Here is a 25,079-nt window from a genome sequence, read left to right as displayed (position 1 = left end):
CTCACGTCACGTTGCCCTTCTCGTCCAGGATGCCGAACCACTTCGCGGCGGTGTCGACGTCCTTGTCTCCGCGGCCGGAGAGATTGACCAGGATCATGGCGCCGTCACCGAGTTCACGGCCCAGCTTCACGGCACCCGCGATGGCGTGCGCGGACTCGATGGCCGGGATGATGCCCTCGGTCTTGCACAGCAGCGTGAAGGCCTCCATGGCCTCCGTGTCGGTGATGGGCCGGTACTCGGCTCGCCCGATGTCGTTGAGGTACGAGTGCTCCGGTCCTACGCCCGGGTAGTCGAGCCCGGCGGAGATGGAGTGCGAGTCGACGGTCTGCCCGTCCTCGTCCTGCAGCAGGTACGAGAAAGCGCCGTGGAGGGCGCCGGGCGTGCCCGCACCGATGGTCGCGGCGTGGCGACCCGTCTCGATGCCGTCGCCGGCAGCCTCGTACCCGATGAGCCGGACGTCCGCATCGTCGATGAAGGCATGGAAGATGCCGATGGCGTTGGACCCACCGCCGACGCACGCGGCGATGGCGTCGGGCAGCCGACCGTGATCGTGCAGCATCTGCGCGCGCGCCTCCATGCCGATGATGCGCTGGAAATCGCGGACCATCATGGGGAACGGGTGCGGTCCGGCGACGGTGCCGAAGCAGTAGTAGGTCTCGTCCGCGTTGGTCACCCAGTCGCGCAGCGCCTCGTTGATGGCGTCCTTGAGAGTGCGCGAGCCGGACGTCACGGCGACGACGTCGGAACCGAGGAGCTTCATCCGGGCGACGTTGAGGGCCTGACGCTCGGTGTCCACCTCGCCCATGTAGACGAGGCACTCGAGGCCGAGCAGCGCACAGGCCGTGGCCGTGGCGACGCCGTGCTGGCCGGCGCCGGTCTCGGCGATGACGCGGGTCTTGCCCATCCGCTTGGCGAGCAGCACCTGGCCCAACACGTTGTTGATCTTGTGCGAACCGGTGTGGTTGAGGTCCTCGCGCTTGAGGAAGATGCGGGCCCCACCGGCCTGCTTCGACAGATTCGCCGCCTCGAAGATCGGTGACGGGCGACCGGTGTAGTCGCGCTGCAGGCGATCGAGCTCGTCGAGGAAGTCTCGATCGCCCCGCGCCTTGGCGTACTCGGTGGTGACTTCCTCGATGACGCCCATCAGCGCCTCGGGCACGTAGCGGCCGCCGTACTTACCGAAGTGTCCGCCGAGGTCGGGGTCGTGATCGGTGCGATCGGTGATGCCGTCGCTCGAGTTCGGAAGATAGCTGGTAGTCACGGTGTCGAGTCTGCCCGATGACACACCGGGACGACGAGCCGGGTGGAGCCTGAAATCAGCGCGCAGGCTTCGGGCAGGAGGGGTGCGTTCCGGCCGCGACCAGGTCACGCACGGCGGACCGCGGATCACCGCTGGTGACCAGTCCCTCACCGACGAGAACCGCGTCGGCACCTGCTCCGGCGTAGGCCAGGAGATCGGCGGTGCCGCGGACACCGGACTCGGCGACCCGGATGATGTCCGACGGCAGTCCGGGCGCGATGCGGGAGAAGGTGTCCGGATCGACCTCGAGTGTCTTGAGGTTGCGGGCGTTGACGCCGATGACCTTGGCGCCGGCCTCGAGGGCGCGGTCCGCCTCTTCCTCGGTGTGCACCTCGACCAGCGGGGTCATTCCGAGCGACTCGGTGCGGTCGAGCAGGGACGCGAGGGCGTCCTGTTCCAGGGCGGCGACGATCAGCAGCACCATGTCGGCGCCGTGGGCGCGAGCCTCGTGGATCTGGTACGGCCCCACGATGAAGTCCTTGCGCAGCACGGGGATCTCGACGGCACGACGCACGGCGTCGAGATCGTCCAGCGATCCGCGGAAGCGGCGCTCCTCGGTGAGCACGCTGATGACGCGCGCTCCGCCGGACTCGTAGGCACCCGCCAGCACGGCGGGGTCCGGAATGTCGGCCAGCGCACCCTTGGACGGGCTGGCGCGCTTGACCTCTGCGATGACCGCGATGCCCGGCTCGATGAGCGCGGCGGCGGCGTCGAGAGCGGGCCGCGCGGCGGCGGCGGCCTTCTTGACGGAGGCGAAGTCCACCACGGATTCACGGGCCTGCGTATCGGCCCGTACACCGTCGAGGATCGAATCGAGAACGGTCATCGGTGTCCCCCGCGTCCTTCCGCCAGAGTGGTGAATGTCTGCTCGACATCGCAGTGGATGTGTGGCGCTGCTCATCCGGTGCGCTCAGCGTAGAGGCCGGAGGAACACCACCGACTAGCGGGTCTCACCGCCGCGGGGTCGGCCGTCGGCACCGCGTGCGTCGTCGGTCGCGGTCGGGTCGGCGCCGGAGTCCAGCGCGTCCCAGATGGCCCGCTCGCTCGGTTCCTCGTCCGCGTCCACGGCGGCAGACCGAACGTCCTGTTCGGCGCGCTCACGGCGCACCGCGGGGCTGTCGTACCGGGCCGACAGGCCGGCCTTGGATCGGGACGTGCGCGCGACCACGACGGCCGCGGCGAGCGCGAGCAGACCACCGAGGAGTGCGAGTGCGGCGGGCGCGCGGCTCGCCTCCGCCGAGAGGACCTCGGCACGACCGGGCAGTTCCGCCAGCGCGCCGGCGCGCTCCGGATCCACGCCCGAGACGATCAACTGCACTGCGGGAACCGCGGCTCCGACTCCGACGAGCGCGACGAGGACCGCGAGCAGCACCGTCCACCGTCCGCGGATCGCGAACAGTGCCGCCACCGCAGCGATGGCCGCGATGGCCAAGGGTGTGGTCGCCGCGGCCCACGTACCCCCCACGAGCGAGGACGTCTGCTGCTCCCCCAGCCCGTCCGAGCTGACCACCCGGACCCAGGTCATTCGCGACGACGCCCAGAGTGCCAGCGCCGCGAGAGCCAGGAGCAGCGCGGCGAGACCGACGCCCCCGCGCTTCACTCGACGCCGCCGACGGTAGTCACCGTCTCCGCCGCGGCCACTGCGCTGAGCACTGCCATCGCCTTGTTTCGCGCCTCGGTGTCCTCGTACTCGGCGACCGAGTCGGCCACCACGCCGGCACCCGCTTGGACGTACGCGGTGCCGTTCTTGATGAGGGCGGAGCGGATGCAGATCGCCGTGTCGGCGTCCCCGTCGAAGTCGAGGTACCCGACGATGCCGCCGTAGACGCCGCGGCGCGTCGGTTCGAGTTCCTCGATGAGCTCCATCGCCCGCACCTTGGGAGCACCCGACAGCGTGCCCGCCGGGAAGCAGGCGCGGACGGCGTCGAGTGCGTGCCTGCCCTCGTCGAGCCGACCCGTCACCGTCGACACCAGGTGCATGACGTGGCTGTAGCGCTCGACGTGGCGGTACTCGGTGACCTTGACCGTGCCCGGCTCGCAGACCCGTCCGAGATCGTTGCGCCCGAGGTCCACCAGCATGAGGTGCTCGGAGTTCTCCTTCTCGTCCACGAGGAGGTCCTTCTCGAGCAACAGGTCGTCCTCCTCGGTGTCGCCGCGCCACCGGGTCCCGGCGATCGGGTGCGTCGTCGCGACACCGTCGGCGACCGTCACGAGGGACTCGGGGCTCGACCCGACGATCGAGAACGCGGTCTCGCCGTCCGCGCCGGGGACGTGCATCAGGTACATGTACGGGCTCGGATTGGAGCGTCGGAGCATGCGATAGACGTCCAGCGGAGACGCGGTGGTCTCCATCTCGAAACGCTGGGACAGCACCACCTGGAACGCCTCGCCCGCCTCGATCTCCTCGACCAGGCGGTGCACGTCGGCGCCGAACCCCTCGGAGGTGCGCTGGCGCCGGAACTGCGGCTCGGGTCGCGAGAAGGATGCCACCGTGGACTCCGCGGCGGACGACAGTGCGAGGGTCATGCGGTCGAGCCGTGCCACCGCGTCGTCGTACGCCTCGTCGACCCGCTCGTCGGTGCCGTTCCAGTTCACCGCGTTGGCGATGAGGGTGATCGCACCCTCGTGGTGGTCCACCGCCGCCAGATCGGTCGCGAGGAGCATCACCATCTCGGGGATCTGCAGATCGTCCTCGGTGAGTTCGGGCAGCCGCTCGATGTGGCGCACTGCGTCGTAGCCGAGATACCCCACCATCCCGCCGGTCAGCGGGGGCAGGTCCGGCAACCGTTCGGAGCGGAGCAGCTCGATGGTGGCCCCGAGTGCGTCCAGCGGATGGCCACCCGACGGGGCACCCGCCGGCGTCTCCCCCATCCACGCGGCCTCGCCGTCCACGACCGTGAGCGCACTGGGGCTGCCCGCACCGATGAACGACCATCGGGACCAGGACCGCCCGTTCTCGGCCGATTCGAGCAGGAACGTGCCGGGCCGGTCACCGGCGAGCTTGCGGTACGCCGACAGCGGAGTCTCGGAGTCCGCGAGGACCTTGCGTACGACGGGGACCACGCGATGGACGGCGGCCAAGTGGCGGAACTGCTCCCGCGTGGTGGTTCCGTCGCCGCCGAGCGCGGTCGACGCACGTCCGGGTGCCGGGTCCTTCTGCGAATCCATGGGTGTCATCTTCCCGGGTGCCGTCCCGCCGGGTTCGGGAGGTGCCGAACGCAGTGGTCGCACGGGCGGTGGGACACTCGACGAGTCGGAAACCGAACTGGTCGGTCGTGATCCGGCACGAGGAGAGGAACGCGCACCCGATGACCGCGACACCGCCGTCCGAGCCACCGCCGGACGAGATGCGCTGGCTCACACCGGCACAGCAGGACGCCTGGCGCGTGCTGGTCGCCTTCGTGACCCGGCTGCCCGCCGCGCTGGACACCCAGCTGCAGCGAGACTCCGGGCTGACGCACTTCGACTACTTCGTGATGGCGACGCTGTCCGAGGCTCCGGATCGACGGCTGCGCCTGCGTGACCTCGCGGATTTCGCCAACGCGTCGCTGTCCCGGCTGTCGCACGTGATGACCAAGCTCGAGCGCGCCGGATGGGCGCGGCGGGAGAGCATCAGCGGCGGCCGCGGCTCCCACGCCGTTCTCACGGACGAGGGGTACGCGAAGGTGGTCGCCACGGCTCCCGGCCACGTCTCCACGGTGCGGTCACTCGTGTTCGACGGGCTGGACGACGAGCAGGTCGAGACGATGCGGGCGCTCGCCGAGGTCATGGTCACCAACCTCGACGCCGGCATCGCCCGCGACGGCGGTGGCTGACCGCTCGGTACTCAGGCGGTCGGGGGCTCGCTCAGCAACAGGTCGGCGTCGAAGCACGAGTGATCACCGGTGTGGCACGCGCCGCCGGTCTGATCGACCGTGAGCAGGATAGTGTCGCCGTCGCAGTCGAGGCGGACCTCGTGGACGTATTGTGCGTGTCCGGACGACTCGCCCTTGACCCAGTACTCCTGCCGCGACCGCGACCAGTACGTGCCCTTTCGCGTCGCGAGCGTCATGGCCAGAGCCGTGTCGTCCATCCACGCGACCATGAGCACGTCACCGGTGCCGCGTTCCTGCGCGACGGCGCACACCAGTCCGTCGTCGGTGCGCTTGAGACGGTCGGCGATCGCCGGGTCGAGAACCGGGGCGCTCACCGAACCTCCACACCGTCCGCGCGCAGTGCGCCCTTGACGTCGCCGATGGTCATCTCGCCGAAGTGGAAGACGCTGGCCGCGAGAACGGCATCGGCCCCTGCGGCCACGGCGGGCGCGAAGTGCTCGACGGCGCCGGCGCCGCCACTGGCGATGACCGGGACCCGGACGGCCGCGCGGACAGCGGTGATCATGGCGATGTCGAAGCCGGCCTTCGTGCCGTCCGCGTCCATCGAGTTGAGCAGGATCTCGCCCACACCGAGTTCGGCCCCGCGGTGTGCCCACTCCACGGCGTCGACTCCCGTACCGCGGCGGCCGCCGTGCGTGGTGACCTCCCAACCGGACGCCGTCGGCGCCTCGCCCTCGGGCACCGTCCGGGCGTCGACCGACAGCACGATGCACTGCGAACCGAATCGAGAGCTCAACTCGCGCAACAACTCCGGTCGAGCGAGCGCCGCCGTGTTGACGGACACCTTGTCGGCGCCCGCTCGCAGGAGCGTGTCCACGTCCTGCACGGTGCGGACACCGCCGCCGACGGTGAGGGGAATGAACACCTGCTCCGCGGTGCGGGTGACGACGTCCAGCATCGTCGCGCGCCCACCGGACGATGCGGTGACGTCGAGGAAGGTCAGCTCGTCGGCGCCCTCGGCGTCGTACTTCGCGGCGAGCTCGACCGGATCACCGGCGTCGCGTAGATCAGCGAAGTTGACTCCCTTGACGACGCGGCCCGCGTCGACGTCCAGGCACGGGATGACGCGTACGGCGACACTCATCTCCGGACTCCTTCCCGCGCGCGCGATGTCGGTGTGTACGAGGACGGCTCGCCGACTCCGGCGAGCACCTGCAGCAGTTCCTCGTGCACGCCGGGGGCTGCGGCGAGCACCGACGTCGAGGTCACCGTCCACGGCTCGCCCGCCAGATCGGTGACGATCCCGCCGCCGGCGCGGACCAGCATCGCTCCCGCGGCGTTGTCCCACGCATGGTGACCGAACACGATCGACGCACCGAGTGTTCCCGCCGCGGTGTAGGCGAGGTCCAGTCCGGTCGACCCGTGCATGCGGATCCGTGACGAGACGCGGCTGATGTCCGAGAGCACCTGCACCCGGTAGGCGCCGGGCAACCGGCCGCGGCTGTCGATGTTGAACGCACCGAATCCGACGATGGAGGAGGCGAGTGCGGAGGTGGGCAGCGCGGGAAGCGCCTCCCCGTCCCGGTGCACGGGTCCACCGTCCACCGCCCAGAAGCGTTGGCCGATCAGCGGAAGCCACGTCAGACCGATGACCGGGCGCCCGTCGACCAGCAGCGACAGCAGGGTGCCCGCGGTGGGCAGCCCGAACGAGTAGTTGAAGGTCCCGTCGATCGGATCGAGTACCCACACGGTGCCGGACTCGACGGGTGGCCCGCCGAACTCCTCGCCGTGCACGGGGATCTGGGTCTGCTCCTGCAGTTCCTCGACCAGCCGACGTTCGAGCTCGAGGTCGACGGCGGTGGCGAAGTCGTCCGGCCCCTTGGCCACGGCGCTGGGCGCGCCGGCGCCCGCGACGAACCGCTCGTGGGTGCCGTCGAGCAGGGTGCGCGCGGTGGCCGCGAGAGCGTCCAGGTCCACGGCGGTCACGTCGCCGACGGTGCGCTGTCCGCGACGGCGGCGAGGGCCTCCGGCAGCGTGAAGCGGCCGGCGTAGAGGGCCTTGCCGACGATGGAACCCTCGACGCCCTTGTCGGTCAGCGTGGCGATCGCGACCAGATCTGCGACGGTGGACACGCCGCCGGACGCGATGACCGGCGCGTCGGTGACAGCGCAGACCTGTTCGAGGAGTTCGAGATTGGGTCCGGTGAGAGTGCCGTCGCGCGTGACGTCGGTGACCACGTACCTCGAGCACCCGTCGCGGTCGAGTCGCTCCAGAACCTCCCACAGATCGCCGCCGTCACTCACCCAGCCGCGTCCGCGCAGGCGGTGCTCACCGTCGACGATGCGCACGTCCAGTCCCACGGCGACACGATCGCCGTACTCACCGATGGCGCGGCGGCACCACTCCGGATCCTCGAGGGCGGCGGTGCCGAGGTTGACGCGCGCGCAGCCCGTCGCGAGCGCTGCCCGCAGGCTCTCGTCGTCGCGGATGCCACCGGACAGCTCGACCTTCACGTCGAGTTCCCCCACCACGCTCGCGAGGAGGTCGCGGTTCGAACCGCGACCGAAGGCGGCGTCCAGATCCACCAGATGCACCCACTCGGCGCCGTCGTTCTGCCAGGCCAACGCGGCGTCGCGCGGGGAGCCGTAGGCGGTCTCGCTGCCTGCCTCTCCCTGCACGAGACGAACAGCTTGACCATCGGCGACATCGACTGCGGGGAGAAGTACCAGGCTCACGTTCGACGAGGTTACCGGCACGATCCGCAGCGACACCGGGCAGGGCGGCGCGTCAGTCGGACGGCTCGGACCCGTCGGGCTCCTCGCCGAACGATCGGCGAACGGACGCCTTCGCCACCAGTGACGCGCAGACGCCCGTGGCGACGAGTCCGACGGCCACCACCAGCAGCCCCACCGGACCACTCGGCTGCAGCAGCCAGAGGACGAGCGTGGTCACGGCGAGCATCAGGGTCGCCGCACCGAGGACCAGCCCGGTGTGGCGACCCAGTGAGAACTCGCGGGGCCCGCTCATCCGAGGGTGCGGAGCCAGTTCTCGAGCAGCGTGGCGCCGGCGTCGCCGGACTTCTCCGGGTGGAACTGTGTCGCGGAGAGAGGGCCGTTCTCCACCGCCGCGAGGAACTCGCCGCCGTGATCGGCCCACGTGAGAACCGGAGCGGCCAGCGACTCGCTCGGTGCCATCTCCCAGTCCTGCACGCCGTACGAGTGCACGAAGTAGAAGCGCGTGTCGGGGTCCATGCCCGCGAACAGCACCGAATCCTCGCCCGGACGCACCGTGTTCCAGCCCATGTGCGGGAGCACGTCGGCCTGCAGCTTCTCCACGGTGCCGGGCCACTGGCCGCAGCCGGTGGCGGGCACGTCGAACTCGACGCCGCGGTCGAACATGATCTGCATGCCGACGCAGATGCCGAGCACGGGGCGACCCCCCGCGAGCCGCTTGTCGACGAGCTCGTCCCCGCGCACCGACAGCAGACCGTCCATGCACGCACCGAACGCGCCGACACCGGGCACGACCAGACCGTCGGCCTGCAGCGCGACCCGGTGATCGGAGGTCACCGTGACGTCGGCGCCCACACGCTCGAGCGCGCGTTGCGCCGAGTGCAGATTCCCCGAACCGTAATCCAGCAGCGCAACGGACTTGCTGCTCATTCCCGGCCGGCCTCCGGCCTTCCCGCCGATCTCCGGCCGGCCTCCGGCCTTCCCGCTGGTCACAAGCTTCCCTTCGTCGACGGCACTCCCGAGACACGCGGATCGGGCTCGACGGCCGCGCGCAGGGCGCGAGCGACGGCCTTGAACTCGGCCTCGGTGATGTGGTGCTGGTCGCGTCCGTACAGCACCCGGACGTGCAGTGCGATACGCGCGTTGGACGCGATCGACTCGAAGACGTGGCGGTTGATCACCGTGGCGTACGGGGTTCCCGGGTAGCCGCCGATGACCGCGTGCAGCATGTGCTCCGGTTCCCCGGTGTGCACGCAGTACGGCCGACCGGACACGTCGACCGACGCGTGTGCCAGCGTCTCGTCCATCGGGATGAACGCGTCACCGAAGCGGCGGATTCCCTTCTTGTCACCGAGGGCCTGCGCGAGCGCCTGACCGAGCACGATGGCCGTGTCCTCGACGGTGTGGTGCGCCTCGATCTCGATGTCGCCCTTCGCGTGCACCGTGAGGTCGAAACTTGCGTGCGTCCCGAGCGCGGTCAGCATGTGGTCGAAGAACGGCACACCGGTGGACACGTCGACGATGCCGGTGCCGTCGAGATTCAGCTCCACCGTGATGGACGACTCCTTGGTGGTCCGCTCGATGCGCGCGATGCGGTTCGGGGTCATGATGCTGCTCACTGGTCGGATCCTCTGCTGGGGGGTTCAGGTGGCGGGGGCGGACGAGTGGACGATGTCCTCGGACAGGTCGGCGCTGACCTCGAGGAACCGATCGTTCTCGGCCTCGGTGCCGATGGTGACCCGGAGATGCCCCGCGATGCCGACGTCGCGGATGAGCACACCCTGGTCGAGGTACCGAGACCACACTGCGGGCGCGTCGTCGAACAGGCCGAACAGCACGAAGTTGGCGCTGCTGGGCACCACTCGGTAGCCCAGGACGGCGAGCCGGGCGACGACGCGATCACGCTCGGCCGCCAACTCGGCCACCGAGGCCAGCGTGTCGTCGGCATGGCGCAGTGCGGCGCGCGCAGCAGCCTGCGTGAGCACCGACAGGTGGTACGGCAGCCGCACCAGGAGCAGTGCGTCCACGACGGCCGGAGCGGCCACCAGGTACCCGAGGCGCCCACCCGCGAACGCGAACGCCTTGCTCATGGTCCGGCTGACGACCACGCGGCTGGGGAACTCGTCGATGAGGTCGACCGCGCTGGGCGCCGCCGAGAACTCGCCGTACGCCTCGTCGACGACGAGGATCCCGGTGGTCGCGGAGGCGAGACGCCGGAGGTCGTCGAGCGAGAGACTGTGTCCCGTCGGGTTGTTGGGGCTGGTGACGAACACGACGTCCGGCGTCATCGACTCGATCGCGGCCACGGCCGCGTCGACGTCCAGCGAGAAGTCGTCACGCCGGTGCAGATCGAGGAACTCGGTCTGCGTACCCGCCGAGATGATGGGGTGCATCGAGTACGACGGCACGAATCCCAGCGCCGTGCGGCCCGGCCCCCCGAACGCCTGCAGCAGCTGCTGCAGGATCTCGTTCGATCCGTTCGCGGCCCACAGGTTGTCGACGGTGACGGGCACCCCCGTACGGGCCGCCATGTACGCGGCGAGGTCCGTGCGCAGTGCGACGGCGTCCCGGTCGGGATAACGGTGCAGCGACGCTGCCGCCTCCCGCACGGAGCGGGCGACGTCCTCCACGAGTGCTGCCGACGGTGGGTGCGGGTTCTCGTTGGTGTTGAGCTGCACCGGGACCTCGAGCTGCGGCGCACCGTAGGGAGACTTCCCGACGAGCGAGTCGCGCAGCGGCAGGTCCGACAATGCGGTCCCGGCGCCGGGAGCGGCCGTCACGATCGGCTCTCGAACCGCACGCGGACGGCATCACCGTGCGCCGGCAGATCCTCTGCGTTCGCGAGGGCGACTACGTGCTTCGCGACGCCGTCGAGAGCGTCGCGCGAGTAGTCGACGATGTGGATGCCGCGCAGGAAGGTCTGCACCGACAACCCGGACGAATGACGGGCACATCCGGCCGTCGGAAGGACGTGGTTGGACCCGGCGCAGTAGTCGCCGAGGCTCACCGGCGACCACGGTCCGACGAACACCGCTCCGGCGCTGCGGATGCGGCCCGCCACCTCGGAGGCATTCTCGGTCTGAATCTCGAGGTGTTCCGCGGCGTAGGCGTCGACCGTACGGATGCCGTCGGCCACCGTGTCCACCAGCACGATGCCCGACTGCTCACCGGCGAGGGCCGTGGCGACACGGTCGGAGTGCTTGGTGGTGAGCGTGCGCTCGGCGACCTCGCGCGTGACGGCGTCGGCCAGGGCGACCGAGGTGGTGACGAGCACGCTCGCCGCCAGCACGTCGTGTTCCGCCTGCGAGATGAGATCGGCGGCGACGTGCACCGGGTCGGCAGTGTGGTCCGCCAGGATGGCGATCTCGGTGGGACCGGCCTCGGAGTCGATGCCCACCGCTCCACGACACAACCGCTTCGCCGCGGTGACGTAGATGTTGCCCGGGCCGGTGATCATGTCCACGGGCTCGAGCGCCGCACCGTCGGTGTCCACGCCGCCGTAGGTGAGCAGCGCGACGCCCTGGGCACCGCCGACCGCCCAGACCTCGTCCACGCCGAGCAACGCTGCCGCCGCCAGGATGGTGGGGTGCGGGAGGCCGCCGAAGTCCGCCTGCGGCGGCGAGGCGACGACGAGGCTTCCGACGCCGGCGACCTGGGCGGGGACGACGTTCATGACGACCGACGACGGGTACACGGCGTTGCCGCCCGGTACGTACAGTCCGACTCGCTCGACCGGGACCCATTTCTCGGTGACCGTTCCACCGGGGACGACCGTGGTCACGGTCTCGGATCGCCGCTGATCCTCGTGCACGATGCGCGAACGCTCGATGGACACCTCGAGTGCCGCCCGCACGTCGGGGTCGAGCTGGTCCAGAGCCTTCGCGAGCTCGGCGGCCGGAACCCGCACGGAGTCGGGACGCACGCGGTCGAAGGTCTCGCTGTACTCGAGCGCCGCGTCGGCGCCGCGCTCCCGCACCGCCTCCACCACCGGGGTGACCAGATGCAGCACCGAGTTCACGTCCACTCCACCGCGCGGGAGAACCGCGCGCAGCTCGGCGGTGGACGGAGAGCTGCCGCGTAGATCCACGCGTCGCAACTCGGTGCGGGCAGTCATGGGTGATCCTCTCGGGTCGAGCAGGGGCGCGCCGGTCGGCGCACGTCGATTATCGCTCGAGCCCCGACCGACGCCCCGAGCGGGACGATCCACCCGGTCCCTCCGGCCTGTCCGCACCATGGTCTCAGGAGTAGCGGGCGGCCAGCTTCTCCAGCGTCTTCGTGATGCCGTTCGCGTTCTGTGCCGTCTGCTTGGTCACCTCGAGCATCTTCGGGATCTTCGCCGTTCCGTAGACGAACGATTCCGTCACCTCGGTGGACGAGGGGCCCACCGCGACGAACTCCCAACGCCACTTGTGGCCGAGCGGGTGCTGCCACTCGATCACCTTGGTGTCCCCGGTGTCGGTGAACTCCGTGACGGTGCTGGTGATGCGGTAGGGCACGCCGAACTGCTTCATGCCCACGGAGAACTTCGCCCCGCGCGAGAGCGTCGTCGGACCCTTCACCGTGTCCTTCACCGTTCCGGAGCCGTCCAGCTCGCCGTGCCGGTGCGGGTCCGCCACCTGAGCGAAGAGGTCGTCGGCAGGGGCGTTCACGGTCACGCGGCGGGCGATGACGCGATCGCCGCGGTCCACAGTGCTCACAGTTGTCATGTGCCGTCCTGTGCCCGGATCCCGCTCACGCGAAACGTCACTCGAAGTCGAGCCCCAGGTCGAGCACCGTCACGGAGTGGGTGAGCGCGCCGACCGCCAGGAAGTCCACGCCGGTGCCCGCGTACTCGGCGGCCGAGTCCAGGGACAGCCCGCCGGACGATTCGAGCATGGTCGCGGGCGCCGCTCGGTCTCGACGTTGCACCGCCATCTGCGTCTGCCACAGCGGGAAGTTGTCGAGCAGCACCAGGTCGACGCCCTCGGCCAGCACGTCGTCGAGCTGCTCGAGAGTGTCCACCTCGACCTCGCACGCGATGTCGGGCGCCGCGGCTCGTACGGCGCGCAGCGCCGCCACCACCGAGCCCGCGGCGACCACGTGGTTGTCCTTGATCAGTGCCGCGTCGCCGAGGCCCATGCGATGGTTCTGCCCGCCGCCGGCACGCACGGCGTACTTCTGCAATGCACGCAGCCCGGGCAACGTCTTGCGACTGTCGCGCACGACGCACCGGGTGCCGGACACCGCGTCGACCCACGCCGCGGTCGCGGTCGCGATGCCGGACAGGTGGCAGAGGATGTTGAGCATCGTCCGCTCCGCGGTGAGCAGGGCCCTGGTCGGAGCCTCCACCGACAGCACCACGTCGCCCGGCTCGACCCGGGTGCCGTCGGCGATCCGGGAGAGCACGACGTGGTCGCCGATCACGTCGTCGAGCACCGCCAGTGCGGCGTCGAGGCCCGCGACGACGCCGTGTGCCCGCGAGACGACCGCGGCACGGGTGCGCGCGCCCTCGGGCACCGTGGCGAGGCTCGTCACATCGGGCCCGTATCGGAGGTCCTCGTCCAGCGCGCGGCGCACGACGAGGAGGATCTCGTCACGATCGACGGGATCGAGAGCTGCGGCGGGTGTGGTCATGAGACTCCTATCGGGCCGACCTGGTCGGCGCTGCGGGCGTTCCGCGCGATCGCGAGGCTGCCGTCGTCGGCCAGCCGGAAGACGGTGCTGCGGCGCTGGGCGTCGTCGGGTCGAGGGTGATCGGCGCGGGTGTGCGCACCTCGCGTCTCGGTGCGGGTGAGGGCTGCCAGAGCGGTCGCGGACGCCAGCAGTGTCAGTGCGGTGTCCTCGACGTCGCGGGTCGACGTGAGCTCGCGTGAGACAGCGGCTCTCACGATCGCCGCCGCCTCGTGCAGACCTGTGTCGTCGCGGACGACGCCGACGTGACGGGTCATCGCGGACTGGAGGACGTCCCTGTCGAGCCGGGGAGCCCGGTGTCGCACACTCGGATCACCGGACGTCAGGGAGCGGACAGACACCCGGTCTCGGGCGACGCGAGCCACTCGGGTCCCCAGCACCACGCCCTCGAGCAGCGAGTTCGACGCGAGACGGTTCGCTCCGTGCAGTCCCGTGCGGGCCACCTCGCCCGCGGCGTAGAGCCCGGCGACGCAGGTGCGGCCGTACTCGTCGGTGACGACACCGCCGCACGCGTAGTGCGCTGCGGGGGCGACCGGGATCGGCTGATCCGCCGGGTCCACGCCCTGAGCCAGGCAGGCCGCGGTGACGGTGGGGAAACGCCGGGCCATGTCGGCCACGGACCGCGCGTCGAGGAAGACGTGGTCGGCACCGCTGTCGGCCAGCCGTGCGGCGATCGCCCGAGACACGACGTCCCGCGGAGCGAGATCACCCAGCGGGTGCACGCCCGCCATGATCGAGCGGCCGTCGGCGTCGACGAGATGCGCGCCCTCACCGCGGACCGCCTCACTGACCAGCGGGAGCCGACCGCGGCCGCCGGGGCGGAACAGCACGGTCGGGTGGAACTGCACGAACTCGACGTCCGCCACGTCCGCGCCCGCCCGGAGTGCGAGCGCGAGGCCGTCGGCAGTGGCGCCGGACGGGTTCGTGCTGGCCGAGTACAGCATTCCGGTGCCGCCGGTGGCGATCAGCACGGCGGGTGCGTGCACCACGCCGAGGTTTGCCTGGAGATCGTCCGGCGAGAGCGAGACCAGCACGCCCGCCACACCGTGGTCACCGACCAGGATGTCGAGCACGGTCGCGCCGGTCACCGTCGCGGGCGCCGCGGACGACAGCGCGCGCTGGATCTCGCGTCCCGTGGCGTCGCCGCCCGCGTGCACTATGCGGCCGACCGCGTGGCCGCCCTCACGGGTGCGGGACAGGGAGCCGTCCGCGCCGGTGTCGAACTGCGCACCGATGCCGGTGAGCACACTCAGCGCGTCGGCTCCGGCCCCGACGATCGAGCGCACCGCGGCCTCGTCGCACAGGCCGGCGCCCGCGACGATCGTGTCGCGCACGTGGGCCTCGACGTCGTCGCCGATCGCGACGGCCATGCCGCCCTGGGCGTACTGCGTCGCCGTGCCGACTGCGTCCTTGCTCAGCACGAGCACGCTCAGGCCGGACCGGGTCGCCTCGATCGCCGCGGCGAGTCCGGCGACTCCCCCGCCGACCACGACGAGATCGGCCGAGGCCTCCCAGCCCGGAGCGGCAGCGACACTCCCGCCCGGAGCGGCAGCGACACTCCCGCCCGGAGCGGCAGCAGTGGTCACTCGCCGCCGCCGGGCGAGCCGATGGCGATCATCCGCTCGACGGACGCGCGTGCGCGCTCGGCGGTCGCGACGTCGACGTGCACCTCGTCCTTGCCCTCCGTGAGGCACCGGAGGAGCGCCGCGGGGGTGATCATCTTCATGTACGGGCAGGACGCGCGGTCGTTCACGGCCTGGAAGTCGACACCGGGCGCCGCCTTGCGCAGCTGGTGCAGCATGCCGATCTCGGTGGCGACGAGAACCTGCTTCGCACCCGTGGTGCGCGCGGCGTCGAGCATGCCACCGGTGGACAGGATCTTGACGCGGTCCTCGGGCACGAATCCCTCGCCTGCGAGGTAGAGCGCGGACGTCGCGCAGCCGCACTCGGGGTGAACGTAGAGCTCGGCGTCGGGGTACGCCTGCGACCGCGCGGTCAGCTCGTCGCCGTTGATGCCGGCGTGCACATGGCACTCACCGGCCCAGATGTGCATGTTCGTGCGACCGGTCTGCCGACGGACGTGGGCTCCGAGGAACTGATCGGGCAGGAAGAGCACCTCGCGGTCCGGGTCGATGGACTCCACGACCTCGACCGCGTTGGACGAGGTGCAGCAGATGTCCGTCAGTCCCTTCACCTCGGCGGTGGTGTTCACGTACGACACGACGACGGCGTCCGGGTGCTCGGCCTTCCACTCGCGCAGCTGCGCCGCGTCGATGGAGTCGGCGAGAGAGCAGCCCGCCCGCTCGTCGGGAATGAGAACCGTCTTGGACGGCGCGAGGATCTTGGCCGTCTCGGCCATGAAGTGGACGCCGCAGAAGACGATGGTCTCCTCCTGCGCCTCGGCGGCGATGCGTGAGAGCGCGAGCGAGTCGCCGACGTGGTGCGCGATGTCCTGGATGGCGGGAAGCTGATAGTTGTGCGCCAGAATCGTCGCGTTCTTCGCCTTCGCCAGCCGCAGGATCTCCTCGGCCCACTCCGGGCCGGCCTCGACGCCGGCGTAGCCCGTCGGTCCGTCGAAGACCGCGGAGTTCCCGCCGAATCGCGTGGTGGTGGTCGCCATGTCGTGCTCCTCGCGTGCGTCCAGCGCTCGCGTGCGCCGGTGCCGATCCGCCGGAATGGACCCGACGGGGTTTTCGACTTATGATCGAAAACGTGATCCATCGTAGCACCGCAGCCGACGGACCGACCGGAAGTGCCCCCGATCCGGCCACCCGACCGGTGCACGAAGTGCTGTCCGTCGTCTTCCAGGTGCGCGAGCTGCAGCCCCACCAGCCTGCCGAACTGTGCGTGCTGCTGTGGCAGCGCGCGCTCGCCCCGGCGCGCGGAACCTGGTCGCTCCCCGGCGGCCTCCTCCGGGACGACGAGAACCTGACCGACTCCGCGCGCCGTCAGCTGGCGGAGAAGGTCGACGTGCGCGAGGTACGCCACCTCGAACAGTTGTCCGTCTTCTCCGACCCGGGGCGAGTCCCCGGCGAGCGCCGCATCGCCTCGACGTTCCTCGGCCTGGTCCCCATCGTCGGCGACCCGAGACTTCCCGTCGACACCGCGTGGCACCCGGTCGCGACGCTCCCCGAGACCGCGTTCGATCACGGCACGATGGTGGCGCACGCCCGCACGAGACTGGCGGCCAAACTGTCGTACACCAACATCGCCTTCGCGCTCGCACCCGTCGAGTTCAGCCTGTCGACCTTGCGCGACATCTATTGCGCAGCACTGGGATACCAGGTCGACACCACCAATCTCCAACGGGTGCTCACCCGGCGAGGTGTCATCGAGTCCACCGGGCACACCGCTCCCCCCGGCCCGTCCGGAGGACGTCCCGCGGCGCTGTACCGCTTCCGGGACAGCGCGCTGCGTGTCACCGACGAGTTCGCCGCGCTCCGACCACCTACGTGAGAGTGCTGTAGCCGACCACGGCATCGCCGCCGTCCGCCTTGGCGGAATACATCGCTCGATCGGCACAGATGAGCAGCACATCCACGTCGCGCGAGGTGACGACACGCTCCTCACGAGCGACCCCGATGCTCAGACTCGAGTCGTGGTCCGACCGCGCCGCGCAGGCGCCGCGCAGCCGCCGCGCCCGGTCGAGCACCTCGTCCATCGGCAACGCGGTCACGACGGCGAACTCCTCTCCGCCGGTGCGCGCCGTGATCGACGGAGACGGGAACATCTCGTCGATGGTGTCCGCCGTCCGACGGATCACGAGGTCACCGTGGTGGTGCCCGAAGCGGTCGTTGATCGACTTGAAGCGGTCGATGTCGATGACCACCGCGACGAGACCGTTCCGGGTGCCGAGCAGTTCGCCCGCCGCGACGGTGAGCCCCCGCCGGTTGCGCAGACCGGTCAGCGGATCCACGTACGCGGCGGTGACGTCGCCGCGTTGCAGAAATTGCAGGCGGTAGATCGAGATCGGTGCGAGGAAGAGAACCATCACGATGAGCAACCCGTAGGTGACGGCGAGCGAGGTGCGCGCCTCTCCGAGCACGGACTCCGAGCCGATCGCGCGGACGAACAACCCGACGCACACCACCACGGAGAGGGAATGGTGGACGGCGAACACCCGCGGCGTGTGGAACGTCGCCACGTAACTGCTCGCCACGCCGAACAGGATGGTGCAGGGCAGCACGGCGAGCGGGTCGGACAGCGAGAGAAGCACCACGGAGAGTCCGACGTCCGCGTACACGACGAAGGCCGTCGACATCCGGCGTGAGGGCCACGGTCCCCGGATCCACGCGAGCCCGACGCCGGCGGTTCCGACCGCGTTCACGAGCACGATCGTGAGCGCTGCTCCCGTCGGCGCGGTGGGCGGGGCGAGTCCGGCGACGACGTACAGGCCGGAGAACAGGAGGCAGGACAGGCCGATCAGGACCCGGGTCGAGCCGAGCGCGGTGTTCGTCTCGAAGTAGTGCACGGTCCACGCGTAATCGACGGGTCTTCTCAACCACCGCCGAATGGTGTTCGCCACGTTCTGGAGACCTTCGCCGTTCGAAGAGGTCGGCCCCCGCCCGCGGCCCGTCGTGGGTCGCCCTGAGAGCGCTCATTCAAGCAGACGAACCCGGTGTCCGAGACCCGAACAGATCACTCCTCGGGGGACTCGTCCCGCCCCAGATCGTCCGACGGCGACAGCGCCGTGACGAGAACGAGCGTGACGGCCGCAGCCAGAGGCTGCGCGAGCAGAGCCAGCCACGTCGAGACACCGGGGGCGAGTGCGACGACATCGCCGCGAAGGGCGCCGTCGGCACTCGGATACCGCACCGCGCCCACGGCGAGGCCGACACCGATCGCGGCGGCGGACGCGAGCGCCGACGCCGCCACGATGTCGACGACCAGACGCGGCCCGCGCTCGGCCACGCGAGCCCAGACGGCCACCGTGGTCAGCACCCCGGCCGCGGCGGTGACGCAGAGAAAAAGAGCGAGCGCGTCGAAGCGATGATCGCTCTCGCCGGTCAGCACGATCGCGCGGCCGTCACCGACGGCGGCGACGTGCTCCACGGGCGCGAGCAGAGCCCACAGGATTCCGAGGACGGCACCGACGACCGCGGTCGCGAGCGCGATCCGGATCGAACGTCGGGTGAACGCGCCGCGCGACGGCCGACCCGCATCGCCGACCCCGGGCGCAGCCGAGGCGAACCCCGTCGTGTCGACATCACTCACATCGGCCAGCCTAGGCTGTCGCTGCGTGGCCGACGGGCCCGCGACACGAGTCGGGAGAGGTGCGGAATGCAGTTGCGCAGAGACGACGTCGTCGACGGCGCACTGACCATTCTCGACGACTACGGTCTCGCCGACCTCACGATGCGCCGACTGGCAGGCTCTCTCGGTGTCGCGCCGGGTGCGTTGTACTGGCACGTCGCGAACAAGCAGGCGCTGCTCGGTGCGGTGTCCGACCGCATCCTGAGCCGACTCGACACCGTGCCTGCCACCGGGACGCCCGACGTCCTCGACGCGGTACGCGGCCGCGCTCACGGACTTCGAGACGCTCTCCTGGCCCACCGGGACGGCGCCGAGGTGGTCGCCTCCAGCCTGTCCGCACGCACGGTGACGCACCCCGTGCGGGACACGGTCGCCGATGATCTTCTCGCCACCGGCCTGACACCGGAGGATGCGGGACACGCCGCGGACGCGCTGCTCTACTACGTGCTGGGTGCGACGAGCGACGAACAGTCCCGGCTGCAGATGGAGTCCGCGGGTGCGTTGGCCCCGGATCGACACCCCGGCGACGACGGTGGCCTCGACCGGGATGCCACCGCCAGATTCGATTTCGGCCTCGAACTGTTCGTCGACGGCGTCCGGAGCCGCGTCCGTACGCTGAACGAGTGACCTCCTCGACCTCTCCCGTCACCGTCCTCGGAGCCGGTATCGCCGGCGCCGCCTGCGTCCGCGTCCTGCGCGACGCCGGTGTCCCGTTCGTGCTGCGTGACCGGGGCCGCGCCGTCGGCGGTCGGATGTCGTCCCCCGAGTTGCACGGACGCCGAGTCGATGTGGGCGCCGGCTACTTCACGGTCCGCGACGACGGGTTCCGGGACGTCGTGTCCGACTGGGCCTCTCGCGGTCTCGTGCACGAATGGACCGACACCTTCACGGTGGTGCGTGCCGGTTCGGAGCCGGAACGGAAAGCGGGACCCACGCGGTGGGGAACGTCGGCGGGCCTGCGATCGCTGGTGAAGGACCTGCTGTCAGGGATTCCTGTCGACGCCACCGAGGCGACGGCGTTGCCCGACGGACACGTGGTCCTGGCCATGCCCGATCCGCAGGCGTCCCGCCTGGTGACCGTGCCCGACGCCGTCGACTACGACCCGGTCGTCGCGGTCGTCCTCGGGCTCACCGACGGCGACGCCGCCGAACTCCCCTTCCCCGACGCCGCCTTCGTGTCCGGCGACGCGGACGTCGAGTTCCTCGCGCGTGACGGCGCACGCCGGGGCGACGGTGCCGCTGTCCTGGTCGCCCACACGTCCGCGCAGCGCGCCCGGCGGCATCTCGACGATCCCGCCGGTGCGATCCCCGCCGTCGTCGACGCCGTCGCCGCACTCACGGGCATCGGCACTCCGATCTGGACGCACGCGCACCGCTGGACCTTCGCCAAGCCCGCCTCCCAGCACGACGCGAGCCACGACATCGTCTCGCACGGAGACCGCCTGGTCGGCTTCGCCGGGGATCAGTGGTGCCCTGAGGGCTCGCCCCGCGTCGAGAGCGCCTGGCGATCGGGCACCGACCTCGGGCACGCGCTGATCGCACGACTGGGCTGAGCCCGGGTGGCCGACGCTCCGGCCTGCGACGGACCTCGCCGACAGGTGTCCTCGGCCGCTGCCGGGATAGGGTTCCGAGCATGTCCGTCGACCATGCACACGAACCATCGATCCAGGTATGGCCCGGCAGCGCGTATCCCCTGGGCGCCACCTACGACGGCGCCGGAACCAATTTCGCGCTCTTCTCCGAGGTCGCCGAGGCCGTCGATCTCTGCCTCATCGACGCCGACGGTCACGAGACCCGCGTCCGCCTCGAAGAGGTCGACGGGTACGTCTGGCACGCCTACGTCCCCCAGGTCCAGCCCGGCCAGCGGTACGGTTACCGCGTGCACGGCCCGTGGAATCCCGGAGCGGGTCAGCGGTGCGACGCGAGCAAGCTGCTGCTCGACCCCTACGGCAAGGCGTTCGTCGGATCGTTCGACGGTGACCGCTCGCTCTTCAGTTACGACATCGACATTCCCGAACGTCCCGTGCCCGCGGCGCAGGAGAGCGACGACGCCGTGCATCCCGGCGAGGCGCACGTCGCCGGCCCCGCGGGATCCGCCACCGCGTCGCGCACCGTCGACGCGACCCGCGCCAACGTCGCGACCGCCAGAACCGTTGCACCCGAGCCAGATCCCGAGCCCGAGCCCGAGAACCACTTCCCCCAGCACGACTCGCTGGGGCACACGATGACGACGGTCGTCGTCAATCCGTTCTTCGACTGGCAGAACGACCGCTCGCCGCGTCGCCCCTACAACGAGACCGTCATCTACGAGGCCCACGTCAAGGGCATGACGATGACCCACCCGGACATCCCGGAGGATCTGCGCGGCACGTACGCCGGCCTGGGCCATCCGGCCGTGATCAACCACCTGGAGAAGCTCGGCGTCACCGCCATCGAACTGATGCCGGTGCATCAGTTCATGCAGGACCAGACACTGGTGGACAAGGGACTTCGCAACTACTGGGGCTACAACTCGTTCGGTTTCATGGCCCCGCACAACGAGTACGCGTCCTCCCCCATGGCCGGTTCGGCCGTGTCGGAGTTCAAGACGATGGTGCGCTCGTTCCACGAAGCCGGCATCGAGGTGATCCTCGACGTGGTCTACAACCACACCGCCGAGGGCAACCACATGGGTCCGACCATCGCGTTCCGCGGCATCGACAACGCCGCCTACTACCGGTTGGTCGACGACGATCCGTACTTCTACATGGACTACACGGGTACGGGGAACAGCCTGAACGTCCGTCACCCGCACACCCTGCAGCTGATCATGGACTCCCTGCGCTACTGGGTCACCGAGATGCACGTCGACGGCTTCCGCTTCGACCTCGCGTCGACCCTGGCCCGCGAACTGCACGACGTGGACAAGCTGAGCGCGTTCTTCGATCTGGTGCAGCAGGACCCGGTGGTGAGCCAGGTCAAGTTGATCGCCGAGCCGTGGGACGTCGGTGAGGGCGGCTACCAGGTCGGCAACTTCCCCGGTCTCTGGACCGAGTGGAACGGCATGTACCGCGACACCGTGCGCGACTACTGGCGAGGCGAGCCGGCGACGCTCGGCGAGTTCGCGTCGCGGCTCACCGGATCCTCCGACCTCTACGAGGCGACGGGTCGCCGCCCCGGTGCGAGCATCAATTTCGTCATCGCGCACGACGGCTTCACGATGCACGATCTGGTGTCCTACAACGACAAGCACAACGAGGCCAACGGCGAGGACAACAACGACGGCGAGAGCCACAACCGGTCGTGGAACTGCGGCGTCGAGGGGCCGACGGACGACCCCGAGGTGCTGTCGCTGCGCGCCCGTCAGATCCGCAACATGCTGGCCACTCTCATGCTCAGCCAGGGCACGCCGATGCTCGCGCACGGCGACGAGATGGGCCGGACCCAGCAGGGCAACAACAACGTCTACTGCCAGGACTCCGAGCTGGCCTGGATGGACTGGTCCCTGGCGGAGACGAACGCCGATCTGGTCGAGTTCACGTCCCGCGTGATCGCGCTCCGCAACGACCACCCGGTGTTCCGTCGACGACGCTTCTTCGAAGGCCGGCCGATCCGTAAGGCGGAGCAGACACGCGACATCGCGTGGCTCACCCCGACCGGCGAGGAGATGACCGAGGAGGACTGGGACAGCGGCTTCGGCAAGTCGCTGGCGGTGTTCCTCAACGGCGAGAACATCCCCGAGCCCGACAACCGGGGCAACCGGGTCGTCGACGACACGTTCTACCTGTGCTTCAACGCCCATCACGAGCCGATCGACTTCACCACACTGGACGGCAAGTACGCCGACGAGTGGACCGTCGCGCTCGACACGGCCTCGGCCACCGGGGCCGACGATCGAGTCATCGTCGCCGGCACCGCCGTCGAGGTGCAAGCACGGTCACTGTTGGTGCTGCGGAAAACGGGGTAAGGAAGCGACATGAGCCACGCGATCACCTCGACCTATCGATTCCAGCTACGGGGTGATCGCTTCACTCTCCGCGATGCCGCGTCGCTGGTTCCCTATCTCGCCGAACTCGGTGTCTCCCACGTCTATCTGTCGCCGATCCTGACGGCGTCCGACGGCTCCACCCACGGGTACGACGTCACCGATCCGCGCACCGTCTCCGAGGCACTCGGCGGGCGGGCCGCTCTCGAGGACCTCGTCGCCGAGTGCCGGACCCACGGCCTGGGCGTGGTGGTCGACATCGTGCCCAACCACCTCGGTGTGGCCACGGCGCGGGAGAACCCCTTCTGGTGGGACGTCCTGAGACACGGACGCGCATCGCGGTACGCCTCGTGGTTCGACATCGACTGGGCCGGTGCGGAGCGCATCGCGCTCCCCGTGCTGGGCGACGACGCCGACGTGAACGAACTCTCGGTCGACCGGTCGGGAGACGAGACCACGCTGGCCTACTACGAGAACCGCTTCCCGGTGGACCCCGCGACCGACGACGGCTCGGACGACGCGACGGCACTGCACGACAAGCAGTCCTACGAACTGGTCGGATGGCGCTCCGGACGCATCGGGTACCGCCGATTCTTCTCCGTCAGCGACCTGGCCGGTCTGCGTCAGGAGGACCCCGCGGTGTTCGAGGCGACGCACGCCGAGGTCGGCAGCTGGTTTCGCGACGGTCTCGTCGACGGTGTGCGCGTCGACCATCCGGACGGGCTCACCGCACCGGCCGAGTATCTCGCGCGTCTGCGGGGCGTCGTCGGACCCGACTCGTGGCTCGTCGTCGAGAAGATCCTCACCGCCGAGGAGCCGCTCGACGTCACCCTTCCCGTCGACGGAACCACCGGGTACGACGCTCTCGCCGACCTCGGTGGGGTGTTCCTCGACCCGTCGGGTGAGGAGCCGCTGACGCGACTGTCGTCGGACGTCACCGGCCACGCGGGCGACGCGCACTGGGTGCACGAGGCCGAGCGGACCATCAAGGCCGACACGGCGAGCACGCAGCTCGCTCCCGAGGTGCGGCGCCTGGTCGCGGCGATCGCCCGCGACACCGGCACGACGTTCGACGCCGATCTCGCTCGCGAGGCCGTGACCGAGATCGTCGCCCGCATGCCGGTGTACCGCTCCGACTACGCGCCGCTGGCCGGCATGCTGCCCCGCCTGCTCGGCGACGTCGCCGCGGATCGTCCCGAACTGGTTCCCGCCCTCGATGTCGTCGCGGCCGCCGTGGCAGCACGCGGCGAGGCGTCGGGGCGTCTGCAGCAGGTCGCGGGCGCCGTGATGGCGAAGAGCGTCGAGGACTGCATGTTCTATCGCACGTCGCGGCTGGTCTCGCTCCAGGAGGTCGGCGGTGACCCGTCCCGCTTCGGTCGGTCGGTGCCCGAGTTCCATCTCCGCCTGTCCGAGCGGGCCCGGCTGTGGCCTGCCGCGATGACGACCCTCTCGACCCACGACACCAAGCGCGGCGAGGACGTCCGGGCGCGCATCGGCGTGCTGTCCCAGGTGCCCGACCTGTGGCGTGCGTGCCTGAGCGACTGGGAGGAGCAGGCTCCCTCGCCCAACGGGTCCACCGGACTCTTCCTGTGGCAGAACATTCTCGGCACCTGGCCGACCGACGGCGCGGTCACGGACGAGTACCGCGAGCGACTGCACGCCTACGCCGAGAAGGCCGTCCGCGAGGCGGGTTCGTACACCGGCTGGAACGACGTGGACGAGGACTTCGAGTCGGCCGTCCACTCGTGGATCGACGGCATCGTCGACGGGCCGGTGGCGCCCTCGCTCACTACGTTCGTCCAGCAGATCGCGCCGCACGCGTGGAGCGATTCGCTCGGACAGAAGCTCCTCCACCTGGCGGGTCCCGGAATCCCGGACATCTACCAGGGCACGGAACTGTGGGAGGACTCTCTCGTCGACCCCGACAACCGTCGGGACGTGGACTACGACGCCCGCAAGGCTCTGCTGGACAACGACCGGACACCGACGCTCGACGCGAGCGGCGCCGCCAAGTTCCACGTGACCCGGTGTGCCGCACGGCTGCGCCGGGACCGTCCGGACAGCTTCGTGGGCGGGTCCTACGTTCCGGTGTTCGCGACCGGTGCCGCCGCCGACCACGTGGTGGCGTTCGGTCGTGGACCCGCCGCCGGTGATGTCGACGTCGTCGCCGTCGCCACGCGATGGTCGGTGCGCCTCGGCGAGGCCGGCTGGGGTGACACCTCGCTGGCGTTGCCGGACGGCGAGTGGACCGATCTCGTGGGTGGTGAGTCGTTCAGCGGGACGGTCACCGTGTCCTCACTGCTCTCCGCGCTCCCGGTCGCGCTCCTCGTCCGACGGTGACCTGA

The 25,079-nt window shown here is 70.2% G+C and carries 25 protein-coding genes; 6 read left to right on the top strand and 19 right to left on the bottom strand.

The features are described 5' to 3' along the window. Position 1: 1 nt before the first annotated feature. The 4 genes from trpB to JOE30_RS13340 all read right to left on the bottom strand — a co-directional run bounded on the left by trpB (position 2) and on the right by JOE30_RS13340 (position 4,468). On the bottom strand, positions 2 to 1,261 hold the full coding sequence (gene trpB / locus JOE30_RS13355) for a tryptophan synthase subunit beta (RefSeq protein WP_371831671.1): 1,260 nt from the start codon (positions 1,259 to 1,261) through the stop codon (positions 2 to 4). Between the two features lie 55 nt (positions 1,262 to 1,316). Then, on the bottom strand, positions 1,317 to 2,126 hold the full coding sequence (gene trpC, locus JOE30_RS13350; RefSeq protein ID WP_204867193.1) for an indole-3-glycerol phosphate synthase TrpC: 810 nt from the start codon (positions 2,124 to 2,126) through the stop codon (positions 1,317 to 1,319). Positions 2,127 to 2,240: 114 nt separating this feature from the next. Next, positions 2,241 to 2,900, bottom strand: a complete 660-nt coding sequence (locus JOE30_RS13345) for a TIGR02234 family membrane protein (protein WP_204867191.1) — start codon at positions 2,898 to 2,900, stop codon at positions 2,241 to 2,243. After that, complete coding sequence (locus tag JOE30_RS13340; RefSeq protein ID WP_204867190.1) at positions 2,897 to 4,468, bottom strand: anthranilate synthase component I; 1,572 nt, start codon at positions 4,466 to 4,468, stop codon at positions 2,897 to 2,899. The genes JOE30_RS13345 and JOE30_RS13340 overlap by 4 nt, the downstream gene beginning before the upstream one ends. Positions 4,469 to 4,608: 140 nt before the next feature. On the opposite strand from JOE30_RS13340, the gene JOE30_RS13335 reads away from it, so the two are divergent. Beyond that, positions 4,609 to 5,115 carry a MarR family winged helix-turn-helix transcriptional regulator gene (locus JOE30_RS13335; protein ID WP_204867188.1) on the top strand — a complete coding sequence of 169 codons (507 nt, stop codon included), beginning with the start codon at positions 4,609 to 4,611 and terminating at the stop codon, positions 5,113 to 5,115. 11 nt (positions 5,116 to 5,126) lie between these two features. Here JOE30_RS13335 and hisI read toward each other — a convergent pair whose 3' ends face one another. From hisI to nadA, 13 genes are all read right to left on the bottom strand, one after another. Continuing rightward, positions 5,127 to 5,489: a phosphoribosyl-AMP cyclohydrolase gene (gene hisI, locus JOE30_RS13330; protein WP_204867186.1), complete on the bottom strand. Its 363-nt coding sequence runs from the start codon at positions 5,487 to 5,489 to the stop codon at positions 5,127 to 5,129. Continuing rightward, positions 5,486 to 6,259, bottom strand: a complete 774-nt coding sequence (gene hisF / locus JOE30_RS13325) for an imidazole glycerol phosphate synthase subunit HisF (RefSeq protein ID WP_027506789.1) — start codon at positions 6,257 to 6,259, stop codon at positions 5,486 to 5,488. Before hisF ends, hisI begins: the two co-directional genes overlap by 4 nt. Then, positions 6,256 to 7,101, bottom strand: coding sequence for an inositol monophosphatase family protein (locus tag JOE30_RS13320; protein ID WP_204867184.1), 846 nt, complete (start codon positions 7,099 to 7,101; stop codon positions 6,256 to 6,258). Before JOE30_RS13320 ends, hisF begins: the two co-directional genes overlap by 4 nt. Then, a complete protein-coding gene (priA, locus tag JOE30_RS13315; RefSeq protein ID WP_204867182.1) occupies positions 7,098 to 7,850 on the bottom strand; it encodes a bifunctional 1-(5-phosphoribosyl)-5-((5-phosphoribosylamino)methylideneamino)imidazole-4-carboxamide isomerase/phosphoribosylanthranilate isomerase PriA in 753 nt (250 codons plus the stop codon). The genes JOE30_RS13320 and priA overlap by 4 nt, the downstream gene beginning before the upstream one ends. A 52-nt stretch (positions 7,851 to 7,902) precedes the next feature. Next, on the bottom strand, positions 7,903 to 8,142 hold the full coding sequence (locus JOE30_RS13310; RefSeq protein ID WP_204867180.1) for a hypothetical protein: 240 nt from the start codon (positions 8,140 to 8,142) through the stop codon (positions 7,903 to 7,905). Continuing rightward, positions 8,139 to 8,777: an imidazole glycerol phosphate synthase subunit HisH gene (gene hisH / locus JOE30_RS13305; RefSeq protein ID WP_204867178.1), complete on the bottom strand. Its 639-nt coding sequence runs from the start codon at positions 8,775 to 8,777 to the stop codon at positions 8,139 to 8,141. The genes JOE30_RS13310 and hisH overlap by 4 nt, the downstream gene beginning before the upstream one ends. 59 nt (positions 8,778 to 8,836) lie before the next feature. Then, a complete protein-coding gene (hisB, locus tag JOE30_RS13300) occupies positions 8,837 to 9,454 on the bottom strand; it encodes an imidazoleglycerol-phosphate dehydratase HisB (protein ID WP_204870370.1) in 618 nt (205 codons plus the stop codon). A 36-nt stretch (positions 9,455 to 9,490) separates the two neighbouring features. Then, positions 9,491 to 10,627 carry a histidinol-phosphate transaminase gene (locus JOE30_RS13295; RefSeq protein ID WP_204867176.1) on the bottom strand — a complete coding sequence of 379 codons (1,137 nt, stop codon included), beginning with the start codon at positions 10,625 to 10,627 and terminating at the stop codon, positions 9,491 to 9,493. Further along, a complete protein-coding gene (gene hisD / locus JOE30_RS13290; RefSeq protein ID WP_204867174.1) occupies positions 10,624 to 11,961 on the bottom strand; it encodes a histidinol dehydrogenase in 1,338 nt (445 codons plus the stop codon). The genes JOE30_RS13295 and hisD overlap by 4 nt, the downstream gene beginning before the upstream one ends. 124 nt (positions 11,962 to 12,085) lie before the next feature. Then, positions 12,086 to 12,553: an SRPBCC family protein gene (locus JOE30_RS13285; RefSeq protein WP_204867171.1), complete on the bottom strand. Its 468-nt coding sequence runs from the start codon at positions 12,551 to 12,553 to the stop codon at positions 12,086 to 12,088. A 37-nt stretch (positions 12,554 to 12,590) separates the two neighbouring features. Next, positions 12,591 to 13,460, bottom strand: a complete 870-nt coding sequence (gene nadC, locus JOE30_RS13280; RefSeq protein WP_204867170.1) for a carboxylating nicotinate-nucleotide diphosphorylase — start codon at positions 13,458 to 13,460, stop codon at positions 12,591 to 12,593. Then, positions 13,457 to 15,103, bottom strand: coding sequence for an L-aspartate oxidase (locus JOE30_RS13275; protein WP_204867168.1), 1,647 nt, complete (start codon positions 15,101 to 15,103; stop codon positions 13,457 to 13,459). Before JOE30_RS13275 ends, nadC begins: the two co-directional genes overlap by 4 nt. Continuing rightward, entirely contained in the window at positions 15,100 to 16,137 is a 1,038-nt protein-coding gene (gene nadA, locus JOE30_RS13270; RefSeq protein WP_204867165.1) for a quinolinate synthase NadA, read from the bottom strand. Before nadA ends, JOE30_RS13275 begins: the two co-directional genes overlap by 4 nt. Positions 16,138 to 16,304: 167 nt before the next feature. Here nadA and JOE30_RS13265 point away from each other — a divergent pair, with 167 nt between their 5' ends. After that, the gene (locus JOE30_RS13265) at positions 16,305 to 16,973 is read left to right on the top strand and encodes an NUDIX domain-containing protein (protein WP_204870368.1); all 669 of its coding nucleotides are present in this window, start codon (positions 16,305 to 16,307) and stop codon (positions 16,971 to 16,973) included. On the opposite strand, the gene JOE30_RS21685 is transcribed toward JOE30_RS13265, so the two are convergent. Together JOE30_RS21685 and JOE30_RS13255 are read right to left on the bottom strand one after the other, a co-directional pair. Beyond that, the gene (locus JOE30_RS21685; protein WP_204867163.1) at positions 16,966 to 18,042 is read right to left on the bottom strand and encodes a GGDEF domain-containing protein; all 1,077 of its coding nucleotides are present in this window, start codon (positions 18,040 to 18,042) and stop codon (positions 16,966 to 16,968) included. The two genes, JOE30_RS13265 and JOE30_RS21685, sit on opposite strands and share 8 nt — an antisense overlap. A 113-nt stretch (positions 18,043 to 18,155) precedes the next feature. Continuing rightward, positions 18,156 to 18,731, bottom strand: a complete 576-nt coding sequence (locus tag JOE30_RS13255; RefSeq protein WP_204867161.1) for a DUF2567 domain-containing protein — start codon at positions 18,729 to 18,731, stop codon at positions 18,156 to 18,158. 66 nt (positions 18,732 to 18,797) lie between these two features. Here JOE30_RS13255 and JOE30_RS13250 point away from each other — a divergent pair, with 66 nt between their 5' ends. The 4 genes from JOE30_RS13250 to treY all read left to right on the top strand — a co-directional run bounded on the left by JOE30_RS13250 (position 18,798) and on the right by treY (position 25,074). After that, positions 18,798 to 19,397, top strand: coding sequence for a TetR/AcrR family transcriptional regulator C-terminal domain-containing protein (locus JOE30_RS13250; protein ID WP_204867159.1), 600 nt, complete (start codon positions 18,798 to 18,800; stop codon positions 19,395 to 19,397). Further along, entirely contained in the window at positions 19,394 to 20,323 is a 930-nt protein-coding gene (locus tag JOE30_RS13245; RefSeq protein ID WP_204867157.1) for an NAD(P)/FAD-dependent oxidoreductase, read from the top strand. The genes JOE30_RS13250 and JOE30_RS13245 overlap by 4 nt, the downstream gene beginning before the upstream one ends. An 80-nt stretch (positions 20,324 to 20,403) precedes the next feature. Further along, positions 20,404 to 22,716, top strand: a complete 2,313-nt coding sequence (gene glgX / locus JOE30_RS13240) for a glycogen debranching protein GlgX (protein WP_204867155.1) — start codon at positions 20,404 to 20,406, stop codon at positions 22,714 to 22,716. 9 nt (positions 22,717 to 22,725) lie between these two features. Then, positions 22,726 to 25,074, top strand: coding sequence for a malto-oligosyltrehalose synthase (gene treY, locus JOE30_RS13235; RefSeq protein WP_204867154.1), 2,349 nt, complete (start codon positions 22,726 to 22,728; stop codon positions 25,072 to 25,074). The last annotated feature ends 5 nt before the right edge of the window (positions 25,075 to 25,079 follow it).

Origin of the sequence: Rhodococcus sp. PvP016 (genome assembly GCF_017832185.1) — a bacterium.
GTDB lineage: Bacteria > Actinomycetota > Actinomycetes > Mycobacteriales > Mycobacteriaceae > Rhodococcoides.
The sequence above is the reverse complement of the archived record's forward strand: the minus strand, read 5'-3'. Positions and strand labels throughout refer to the sequence as shown.